At 70.6% G+C, this 10,370-nt stretch carries 10 protein-coding genes and 1 riboswitch; of the genes, 8 read left to right on the forward strand and 2 right to left on the reverse strand.

The features are described from left to right. Positions 1 to 968: RNA polymerase sigma factor SigF (locus B7767_RS21710; protein ID WP_107486248.1), on the forward strand; the 968-nt coding region annotated here is incomplete at its 5' end. Positions 969 to 1,203: 235 nt separating this feature from the next. Here B7767_RS21710 and B7767_RS21715 read toward each other — a convergent pair. Then, positions 1,204 to 1,647: a hypothetical protein gene (locus tag B7767_RS21715; RefSeq protein WP_085573675.1), complete on the reverse strand. Its 444-nt coding sequence runs from the start codon at positions 1,645 to 1,647 to the stop codon at positions 1,204 to 1,206. A 115-nt stretch (positions 1,648 to 1,762) separates the two neighbouring features. Between B7767_RS21715 and B7767_RS21720 the strand changes: the two genes are divergently transcribed. Both B7767_RS21720 and B7767_RS21725 read left to right on the forward strand, forming a co-directional pair. After that, positions 1,763 to 2,731: a diacylglycerol kinase family protein gene (locus B7767_RS21720; RefSeq protein WP_085573676.1), complete on the forward strand. Its 969-nt coding sequence runs from the start codon at positions 1,763 to 1,765 to the stop codon at positions 2,729 to 2,731. Between the two features lie 318 nt (positions 2,732 to 3,049). Next, positions 3,050 to 3,307 (forward strand): WhiB family transcriptional regulator, encoded by a 258-nt coding sequence (locus B7767_RS21725; protein ID WP_030219886.1) that lies wholly within the window; start codon positions 3,050 to 3,052, stop codon positions 3,305 to 3,307. A gap of 206 nt (positions 3,308 to 3,513) precedes the next feature. Here B7767_RS21725 and B7767_RS21730 read toward each other — a convergent pair whose 3' ends face one another. After that, positions 3,514 to 4,980 (reverse strand): sensor histidine kinase, encoded by a 1,467-nt coding sequence (locus B7767_RS21730; protein WP_085573677.1) that lies wholly within the window; start codon positions 4,978 to 4,980, stop codon positions 3,514 to 3,516. 507 nt (positions 4,981 to 5,487) lie between these two features. On the opposite strand from B7767_RS21730, the gene nagB reads away from it, so the two are divergent. From nagB to B7767_RS21755, 5 genes are all read left to right on the forward strand, one after another. After that, complete coding sequence (gene nagB, locus B7767_RS21735) at positions 5,488 to 6,273, forward strand: glucosamine-6-phosphate deaminase (protein ID WP_085573678.1); 786 nt, start codon at positions 5,488 to 5,490, stop codon at positions 6,271 to 6,273. Between the two features lie 157 nt (positions 6,274 to 6,430). After that, positions 6,431 to 7,195, forward strand: a complete 765-nt coding sequence (locus B7767_RS21740) for a GntR family transcriptional regulator (RefSeq protein WP_085573679.1) — start codon at positions 6,431 to 6,433, stop codon at positions 7,193 to 7,195. Between the two features lie 238 nt (positions 7,196 to 7,433). Further along, on the forward strand, positions 7,434 to 7,700 hold the full coding sequence (locus tag B7767_RS21745) for a DUF3311 domain-containing protein (RefSeq protein WP_179167230.1): 267 nt from the start codon (positions 7,434 to 7,436) through the stop codon (positions 7,698 to 7,700). Next, complete coding sequence (gene mctP, locus B7767_RS21750) at positions 7,697 to 9,307, forward strand: monocarboxylate uptake permease MctP (protein WP_085573681.1); 1,611 nt, start codon at positions 7,697 to 7,699, stop codon at positions 9,305 to 9,307. Before B7767_RS21745 ends, mctP begins: the two co-directional genes overlap by 4 nt. Before the next feature lie 76 nt (positions 9,308 to 9,383). Then, positions 9,384 to 9,890: a GNAT family N-acetyltransferase gene (locus B7767_RS21755; protein WP_085573682.1), complete on the forward strand. Its 507-nt coding sequence runs from the start codon at positions 9,384 to 9,386 to the stop codon at positions 9,888 to 9,890. Positions 9,891 to 9,902: 12 nt separating this feature from the next. Next, positions 9,903 to 10,074, forward strand: a riboswitch (cobalamin riboswitch). Positions 10,075 to 10,370 lie beyond the last annotated feature (296 nt).

The following is a 10,370-nucleotide window of genomic DNA, read 5'->3' on the forward strand; positions in this document are numbered from 1 at the left end:
CGGCCGGGGTCGCTCCGGGCCAGGGGGGTGCCCCCGCCAGAGCCAGGCCGGCAGCGGGGGACGAGGCGAGCGCTCGGGGAAGGGCGACGGGCGGGACGATGAGCGAGCACGAGCGACACGCCGAGGACGAGGCGCCACGGGCGCCCGCCGCCCGGGGGGCGCGGAGCACCCCCGGTGCTCCGGGCACCCAGGGCGGGCACGCGCACCACAACCCGCAGGACCGCAGCGGGGCGCGCGCCATGTTCCTCGAGCTGCGCACGCTGCAGGACGGCACTCCCGAGTACGCGGAGCTGCGCAACCGCCTGGTGCGCATGCATCTGCCGCTGGTCGAGCACCTCGCGCGCCGCTTCCGCAACCGCGGTGAGCCGCTGGACGACCTCACCCAGGTCGCCACCATCGGCCTGATCAAGTCGGTCGACCGCTTCGACCCCGACCGGGGTGTGGAGTTCTCGACGTACGCGACCCCGACGGTCGTCGGTGAGATCAAGCGGCACTTCCGCGACAAGGGCTGGGCGGTGCGGGTGCCGCGCCGGCTGCAGGAGCTGCGGCTGTCGCTCACCACGGCCACGGCGGAGCTGTCCCAGCTCCACGGCCGCTCCCCCACGGTGCACGAGCTGGCCGAGAAGCTGGCCATCTCCGAGGAGGAGGTCCTGGAGGGCCTGGAGTCCGCGAACGCGTACTCCACGCTGTCCCTGGACGTCCCCGACACCGACGACGAGTCCCCGGCGGTCGCCGACACCCTCGGCGCCGAGGACGAGGCGCTGGAGGGCGTGGAGTACCGGGAGTCGCTCAAGCCGCTGCTGGAGGACCTTCCGCCGCGCGAGAAGCGGATCCTGCTGCTGCGCTTCTTCGGCAACATGACCCAGTCGCAGATCGCGCAGGAGGTCGGCATCTCGCAGATGCACGTCTCCCGGCTGCTGGCCCGCACCCTGGCCCAGCTTCGGGAGAAGCTGCTCGTGGAGGAGTGACCCGACGCGGGCGCCGGCGCGCCGGGGCCCGTCCTCCGGATCGGGCCGCCCCCGGGTGACGGCGCCTCGCAGCCGGGCCGGGCAGGGGTCGTGGGACTCCCTCCCGCGCACGGGGTCCCGCTCGAACGAGGCCGAGCGCGGGAGAGTCGGCAACCGACGACAACGCCGCGCCGAGGGATCCCTTCGGGAGGGTGCGTGCCAGGTCCCGCGACCCCGGCAGGGGCCGGGGCGGGCGCTACTTCTCGGCGTTCCCGGGGCCCCGGATGCCGAGGGCCTGGGTCGTCTCGGGATTGACCAGCAGGACGAGCGCCGTGACGGACACGACGGCGAGCGCGATTCCGGCGGGGATGGCCACGCTGTCGGAGCGCAGCAGGTTGTAGGCCACCGGCAACGCGATGATCTGCGTGATGACGGCGGGACCGCGGCTCCAGCTCCGCCGGGCGAACAGCCCCCGCGCGGCGAGCAGCGGGAGCAGCGCGAGCACGATCAGCGTCACCCCGCCGGTGATCGCCTGCTGACGGTCGTCCGGCTCGCCGGTGAGGGCGAGGACCGACATCCACACGCCGCCGGCCACCAGCGCGAGCCCCTCCAGGGCGGCCAGCGCCGCGGCGTACGTCAGACGGCGCGGGCGGGGGCCGGTGGCGTCCGGGGCGGTGGTGGGGGTCTGCTCACTGCTCACCCCTGAAGGGTAGCCCTCGCCGTGCGCGCCCCCGTGTCGAGGTTCACGCCCCGTCTCCTCCTTCCGCCCCGACTCGGTCTGGGCCCGGTACCGCTCAGTAGGTACCCTGCACGTCATGCGTGCACTTCTCGTGGTCAACCCGGCGGCAACCACCACCAGTGCGCGCACGCGCGATGTGCTGATCCACGCGCTCGCCAGCGAGATGAAGCTGGAGGCGGTCACCACCGAGTACCGCGGACACGCGCGCGACCTCGGCCGGCAGGCCGCACAGAGCGACGACATCGACCTGGTGGTGGCCCTCGGCGGGGACGGCACGGTCAACGAGGTCGTCAACGGCCTGCTGCACGCGGGGCCCGACCCGGAGCACCTGCCCGGTCTCGCCGTGGTCCCCGGCGGCTCCACCAATGTCTTCGCCCGCGCCCTGGGCCTGCCGAACCAGCCCGTGGAGGCCACCGGCGTCCTGCTGGACGCGCTGCGCGAGGGCCGCGAGCGCACCGTCGGCCTGGGCCTGACCTCGGGCACGCCGGGCTCGGACGACGAGGCCGTACCGGCCCGCTGGTTCACCTTCAACGCGGGGCTGGGCTTCGACGCCGGCGTGGTCGGCCGGGTGGAGCAGCAGCGGGAGCGCGGCAGGAAGTCGACCCACGCGCTGTACATGCGCCAGGTGGTCCGTCAACTGCTCGGCGAGCCGCACCGGCGACGCGGGGTGATCACCCTGGAGCACCCGGGCGAGGAACCGGTCACCGATCTGGTGCTCTCCATAGTCTCGAACACCTCGCCGTGGACGTTTCTCGGCAATCGCCCGATCTACGCGTCACCTAAGGCCTCGTTCGATACGGGCCTCGATCTCTTCGGTCTGAGCCGGCTGTCCACCGCCGCGGTTGCCCGGTATGGCACCCAGTTGCTCACTTCGTCCCCGGAGCGCGGACCCCGCGGCAGGCATGCGGTCTCCCGGCACGATCTGACGTGCTTCACCTTGCATTCGAAGGTGCCACTGCCCCTCCAGATGGACGGTGACCACCTGGGGCTGCGAACCAGCGTGACGTTCACAGGCGTACGCCGTGCACTGCGTGTGATTGTGTGAGCAGAAAGGGCCAAAGTCCTTTCAGTCGAACGTTTAGGCCAGGATCCACCCCATGGAAGTACGGCTGTGACCTAGTCGACACCGAAGAATCAAAAAAAACTTTCCGGAAGGGGTTGTATCCGCCGCCGAGGTTTGCGAGTCTCTTCTTGGCGATCGGGACGGCCCGCTACACCGGCCTCCACAGATCACCGGAACCCCTCTTCAAACCCAAGGACGACGCCAGTGAACCTGGCAGTCGGCCCTTCCCTTGTCGAGGGATTCGTGAAAGCGTTCACATTCACAAGCAATCGCATTACATACCCAGGAGAGGTAGCAGCCATGGACTGGCGTCACAACGCCGTTTGCCGCGAGGAAGACCCCGAGCTCTTCTTCCCCATCGGCAACACCGGTCCTGCGCTGCTGCAGATCGAGGAAGCCAAGGCCGTCTGCCGTCGCTGCCCGGTGATCGAGAGCTGCCTGCAGTGGGCACTCGAGTCCGGTCAGGACAGCGGCGTCTGGGGTGGTCTCAGCGAGGACGAGCGTCGCGCGATGAAGCGCCGCGCCGCCCGCAACCGGGCCCGTCAGGCATCCGCCTGACAACCCACCCCTGCTGACAGCCTGAGCTTGGCGGCGCGTACGGCGCGTACGCATCTCCCGCCCCGAGCCGCAGCGCGCAGTTGAGCAAGAGCCCCGGCCGCCTTCAGCGGCCGGGGCTCTTTGCCGTCCGCGCATGTCCACACGGGTCCGCGCATGTCCACACACGTCCGTGCAGGCCCGTGCAGATCCGTGCCCGTCCGCTCCAGCTACTTGTCCGACTGCACCGGGATGTCCAGGATCACCCTGGTCCCCCGCTCCGGCGCCGGCACCATGTCGAAGGTTCCGCCCAACTCGCCCTCCACCAGGGTCCGTACGATCTGCAGACCGAGGTTGCCGGCGGTGTGCGGGTCGAAGCCCTCGGGCAGACCCACGCCGTCGTCCTGCACGGTGACCAGCAGGCGGGTCTCCTTCGAGGTGCCGCCGCGGACCGCCGACACCTCGACGGTGCCGGTCTCGCCCTCGCGGAAGCCGTGCTCCAGGGCGTTCTGCAGCACCTCGGTCAGCACCATCGACAGCGGGGTGGCGACCTCGGCGTCGAGTATGCCGAAGCGGCCCGTGCGCCGGCCGGTGACCTTGCCCGGGGAGATCTCGGCGACCATCGCGAGGACGCGGTCGGCGATCTCGTCGAACTCCACGCGCTCGTCCAGGTTCTGGGACAGCGTCTCGTGCACGATCGCGATGGACCCCACCCGGCGCACCGCCTCCTCCAGGGCCGCCCGGCCGCGCTCGGACCCGATGCGCCGTGCCTGCAACCGCAGCAGCGCCGCCACCGTCTGGAGGTTGTTCTTCACCCGGTGGTGGATCTCCCGGATGGTCGCGTCCTTGGTGATCAACTCGCGTTCGCGGCGGCGAAGTTCCGTGACGTCACGGAGCAGCACCAGCGAGCCGATGCGCGTCCCCTTCGGCTTGAGCGGGATCGCCCGGAACTGGATCACCCCGTCGTGCGCCTCGATCTCGAACTCGCGCGGCGCCCAGCCGCTGGCGACCTTGGCCAGCGCCTCGTCCACCGGACCGCGGGAAGGGGCCAGTTCGGCGGTGGTCTGTCCGAGGTGATGGCCCACCAGGTCGGCGGCCAGGCCCATCCGGTGGTAGGCGGAGAGGGCGTTCGGGGAGGCGTACTGGACGATGCCGTCGGCGTCGAGGCGGATCAGCCCGTCACCGACGCGGGGCGAGGCGTCCATCTCGAGCTGCTGGTTCGCGAACGGGAAGGAGCCGGCCGCGATCATCTGCGCGAGGTCCGAGGCGCTCTGGAGGTAGGTGAGCTCCAGCCGGCTCGGGGTGCGCACGGTGAGCAGGTTGGTGTTGCGCGCGATGACCCCGAGGACGCGCCCCTCACGCCGTACGGGGATGGACTCGACCCGTACGGGAACCTCCTCGCGCCACTCCGGGTCCCCCTCGCGCACGATCCGGCCCTCGTCCAGGGCCGCGTCCAGCATGGGGCGGCGTCCGCGCGGGACGAGGTGGCCGACCATGTCGTCCTGGTAGGAGGTCGGGCCGGTGTTGGGCCGCATCTGGGCGACGGAGACGTAGCGGGTGCCGTCACGGGTGGGGACCCACAGGACCAGGTCGGCGAAGGAGAGGTCGGAGAGCAGCTGCCACTCCGAGACCAGCAGATGGAGCCACTCGAGATCGGTGTCGTCGAGGGCGGTGTGCTGGCGTACGAGTTCGTTCATGGAGGGCACGTCAGCGAGCGTACCCGGCGGTCTGCGGCGCCCTGAAACACCCGCGGGCCGCGGCGCCTGAGAGGGACCCTCAACCCTCCCGGCACCGCAGCCCGGAGCAACATCGGCCGTGGGGTGTGCGGTCCCGTTCGGCCGAGGACGAGGAGCCGGGGCAGTCAGGGCAGAGAGCTCCGGTTCCTCGGTTCCGCCTTCCTGTGCGGGGAAGGCAGGCTTGGTGTGCCCTGCTACGCATTGTGGACTAGACCACTGTCCCTGTAAATGCGTAGGACCAATCGCGTCGGACGCCGTTCATCCCACCGGTGCCGCACGGGCGTCCGTCACGCAGCCTAACCCGTGGGGTTCCCGCGCGGGGCCGGTCGGACGGGGCAATTTCGGCGCGCGGCCACCGCATCCGCTCTGTTAGATTGAGATTGGTCTAAACCACATTGCACCACCCTGCGGATCCGTGCTCGCGGATCCGGTCCCAGTCGAGTCCTTCTCAAGATCGGCAGGCTCACCGTGGAAGTTGTCATCGTTGCGGACGCCAAGGCGGGCGGCGAGCTCATCGCCGGGGCCATGGCACAGCTCCTGCGACGCAAGCCCGACGCCCTGCTGGGCGTGGCGACCGGTTCGACGCCGCTGCCCGTCTACCAGGCGCTGGCGGCCCGGGTGGACTCCGGTGCCGTGGACACCTCCCGGGCACGGATCGCCCAGCTCGACGAGTACGTGGGACTGCCCGCCGACCACCCCGAGTCCTACCGCTCGGTACTGCGGCGCGAGGTGCTGGAGCCGCTCGGGATCGGGATGGACGCCTTCATGGGCCCCGACGGCACCGCCGAGGACGTGCAGGGCGCGTGCGAGGCGTACGACAGGGAGCTGGCCGGGGCCGGCGGCGTGGACCTCCAGCTGCTCGGGATCGGCACGGACGGGCACATCGGGTTCAACGAGCCGTGCTCCTCGCTCGCCTCCCGCACCCGGATCAAGACGCTGACCGAGCAGACCCGGGTGGACAACGCCCGCTTCTTCGACGGCGACATCGACCAGGTCCCGCACCACGTCATCACCCAGGGCATCGGCACCATCCTCGAGGCCCGCCACCTGGTCCTGCTCGCCACCGGCGAGGGCAAGGCGGACGCGGTCGCCGCGACCGTCGAGGGGCCGGTGGCGGCGGTGTGCCCGGCGTCCGCGCTCCAGCTGCACCCCCATGCCACGGTGGTCGTCGACGAGGCCGCCGCCGCCAAGCTGAAGCTCGCCGACTACTTCCGGCACACCTACGCCAACAAGCCGGAGTGGCAGGGGATCTGACCACCCCCCGTGGTCTGGACCAGCCCCCGCCCCAGGGGTATACAAAGGGGATCACGGAGCGTGCGGGGCGCACCCCCGGCCCGAGCCGTGCCACGATGTCAGCCGCGGCCGATGGGGATGTCGGTCGTTTCGGCACCCGGAGCCGGGAAGGCAGAGCATGAGCACCGACGTCAGCAGTGCGGAGAACGAGGGTGGGACCACGGTCCGTACCGCGCGTGTGCCTAAGTACTACCGGCTGAAGAAGCACCTGCTCGACATGACCGAGACGGCGCCGCCCGGCACTCCGGTCCCGCCCGAGCGCACCCTGGCGGCGGAGTTCGACACCTCGCGCACCACCGTGCGCCAGGCGCTCTCGGAGCTGGTCGTCGAGGGGCGCCTCGAACGCATCCAGGGCAAGGGGACCTTCGTCGCCAAGCCCAAGGTCTCCCAGGCGCTCCAGCTCACGTCGTACACCGAGGACATGCGTGCCCAGGGCCTGGAGCCCACCTCGCAGCTGCTGGACCTCGGCTACATCACCGCCGACGACCGGCTCGCCGAGCTGCTCGACATCACGGCCGGCGGGCGGGTGCTGCGCATCGAGCGGCTGCGCATGGCCAACGGCGAGCCGATGGCCATCGAGACCACCCACCTGAGCGCCAAGCGCTTCCCCGCGCTGCGCCGCAGCCTGGCGAAGTACACCTCCCTCTACACCGCCCTCGCCGAGGTGTACGACGTCCATCTCGCGGAGGCCGAGGAGACCATCGAGACGTCCCTGGCCACCCCGCGCGAGGCCGGTCTGCTCGGCACCGACGTCGGTCTGCCGATGCTGATGCTGTCCCGGCACTCGCGGGACCGGGACGGGCAGCCGGTGGAGTGGGTGCGGTCGGTGTACCGGGGCGACCGGTACAAGTTCGTCGCGCGCCTGAAGCGCCCCCAGGACTGAACCCGCGGCAGGCTCGCGGCGGTCTCGCAGCGGTCTCGGACCGGGCCCTGAACGGGCCCTGAACGGGCCCGCAAAACCCGACGAAGCGGGCGGTTGACAAGGTTTTCGTTGCTGTTGCCTCTCGGTTGAGCGGCGCCTGGGTACCGCTGTGCGGACGAGGGGTTACGACCGCGCCGCGCCCTGACCTACATTTCCGCGCATTACCGCCGGTGATCAGTGAGGGGACGGGAACCGTCTGATGTCACAAGCCCCAGAAACCAGCGGAGGGCCGGTGGTGACGCCCGTGCGCGTCGTCATCGCCCTCTGTCTCGTCGCACCGTTCGTGGCCATGCTGTGGGTCGGGTCCTACGCGAAGACCGACCCGCTGTTCATCGGCATCCCGTTCTTCTACTGGTACCAGATGCTGTGGGTGCTGCTCTCCACCGCCCTGACGATGATCGCGTACAAGCTCTGGCAGCGTGACCAGCGCGCCCGCTCGGCCGCGAAGGGCGGTGCGTCGCGGTGAACGACGGCGTGAACGGCGTGGCACTCGCCGTCTTCATCTTCTTCTTCCTGCTGGTCACGGCGATGGGCTTCCTGGCCGCGCGCTGGCGCAAGGCCGAGAACGAGCACAGCCTCGACGAGTGGGGCCTGGGCGGCCGGTCCTTCGGGACCTGGGTCACCTGGTTCCTGCTCGGCGGCGACCTGTACACCGCGTACACGTTCGTGGCCGTACCGGCGGCGATCTACGCGGCGGGCGCGGCCGGCTTCTTCGCGGTGCCGTACACGATCCTGGTGTACCCGCTGATCTTCACCTTCCTGCCCCGGCTGTGGTCGGTGTCGCACAAGCACGGCTACGTCACGACGTCCGACTTCGTGCGCGGCCGGTTCGGCTCGAAGGGGCTGTCGCTGGCCGTCGCGGTCACCGGCATCCTGGCGACGATGCCGTACATCGCGCTCCAGCTGGTCGGCATCCAGGCCGTGCTGGACGTGATGGGCGTCGGCGGCGGCGAGGACACCAACTGGTTCATCAAGGACCTGCCGCTGCTGATCGCCTTCGGCGTGCTGGCGGCGTACACGTACTCGTCCGGTCTGCGGGCCCCCGCGCTGATCGCGTTCGTCAAGGACACGCTGATCTACATCGTGATCGCGGTGGCGATCATCTACATCCCGATCAAGCTGGGCGGCTTCGACGAGATCTTCGCCTCGGCGAACGACAAGTTCACCGAGGCGGGCGCGGGCGGCCTGGTACCGGCCGGGACGAGCCAGTGGACGTACGCCACGCTGGCACTGGGCTCGGCACTCGCGCTGTTCATGTACCCGCACTCGATCACCGCGACGCTGTCCTCGCGCAGCCGTGAGGTGATCCGCCGCAACACCACGATCCTGCCGCTGTACTCCCTGATGCTGGGCCTGCTGGCGCTGCTCGGCTTCATGGCGATCGCGGCCGGGGTCAAGGTCAGCAACGGCCAGCTGGCCATTCCGCAGCTGTTCGAGAACATGTTCCCGGACTGGTTCGCGGGCGTGGCCTTCGCGGCGATCGGCATCGGCGCGCTGGTGCCGGCGGCGATCATGTCGATCGCGGCGGCGAACCTCTTCACCCGCAACATCTACAAGGACTTCATCAAGCCTGACGCCACCCCCGCGCAGGAGACCAAGGTCTCCAAGCTGGTGTCCCTGCTGGTGAAGGTGGGCGCGCTGGCCTTCGTCCTGACCATGGACAAGACGGTCGCGATCAACTTCCAGCTCCTCGGCGGCATCTGGATCCTGCAGACCTTCCCGGCACTGGTGGGCGGCCTGTTCACCCGCTGGTTCCACCGCTGGGCGCTGATCGGCGGCTGGGCGGTCGGCATGATCTACGGCACGGTCGCCGCGTACGGGGTGGCCTCGCCGACGCAGAAGCACTTCGGCGGGTCGTCGAAGGAGATCCCGGGCATCGGCGAGATCGGTTACATCGGCCTCACCGCGTTCGTGCTCAACGTCCTGGTCACGGTCGTCCTGACCTTCGTCATGAGGGCCGTCAAGGCGCCCGAGGGCATCGACGAGACCAGGCCGCAGGACTACACGGCGGACGCGGGCGACCCCGGTGTCCAGGTGGAGCTTCCGCCGGCCACGGCGGGCAGCGCGCACTGACGTCCGCGGCGCGGGGTGACGGGCCGCCGGGGAAATCCGGCGGCCCGTTGCCGTACCCGTCCGGCACACTCCCCTCATGGACATCGTCATCCGGCCGGTGGAGCCCGGCGAGCACGCGGAACTGGGCGAGATCACCGCCCAGGCCTATCTGCTGGACGGGCTGCTCGACTTCGGGGAGAGCGACGCGTACCTCGGTGAGCTGCGGAACGTGGGGAAGCGGGCGGCCGCCGCCGAGGTGCTGGTCGCCGTGGAGAACGGGGCGGTGCTGGGCGGGGTGACCTTCGTGCCGGGCCCCGGTCCCATGGCCGACACAGCGGGGCCGGGCGAGGCGGAGATCCGGATGCTCGCGGTCGCCCGCGCGGGCCGGGGCAGGGGCGCCGGGGAGGCCCTGGTGCGTGCCTGCGTCGACCGGGCACGGGCCACCGCGGGCTGCGTACGGATCGTGCTGTCGACCCAGCGCACCATGCACTCCGCCCACCGCGTCTACGAGCGGCTGGGATTCACCCGCACCCCGGAGCGCGACTGGAACCCGCTGCCGGAGCTGGACGACATCACGCTCATCACCTACGAGTTGACGCTCTGACACCAGCGCGACACAACATATGGGGTTGTCGGCGGCACCCGGCACAAGATGTATGCTCATGCTCGCTGTCGCCGCAGGGGAATCCGGTGTGAATCCGGAACTGTCCCGCAACGGTGTACCCATGCCCGCGTGCGCGTGTGCGTGGGCGTCAGTCCGAGGACCTGCCGACAGTGCGCCCGGCCGTCCGGTCCGGGTGCGTGGACGTCCGGGCCTCGCGGAATGGGCCGGTGGACGCGACGCCGCGTGCGCTCGTGTACTGCCCCCTGCGCTCTTCGAGGCCCCGTGCCGAGCGAGGGAGAGCCCCACGTGACCATCGCGCCAGCCGATCCGGCCTCAGCGATCGACGTGCCCGAGGAGAGCGGCGGCCCCGGTGCCGCGCTGCTGCGGACCCTGACCGAGCTGACCGCCGACCTGCCCGACGCCGACCCCGGCCGGGTCGCCGCCGCCGCGCTGCGCGGCCGGTCCGCCACCGCCGACGAG

The organism is Streptomyces sp. 13-12-16 (genome assembly GCF_002114215.1).
Lineage (GTDB): Bacteria > Actinomycetota > Actinomycetes > Streptomycetales > Streptomycetaceae > Streptomyces.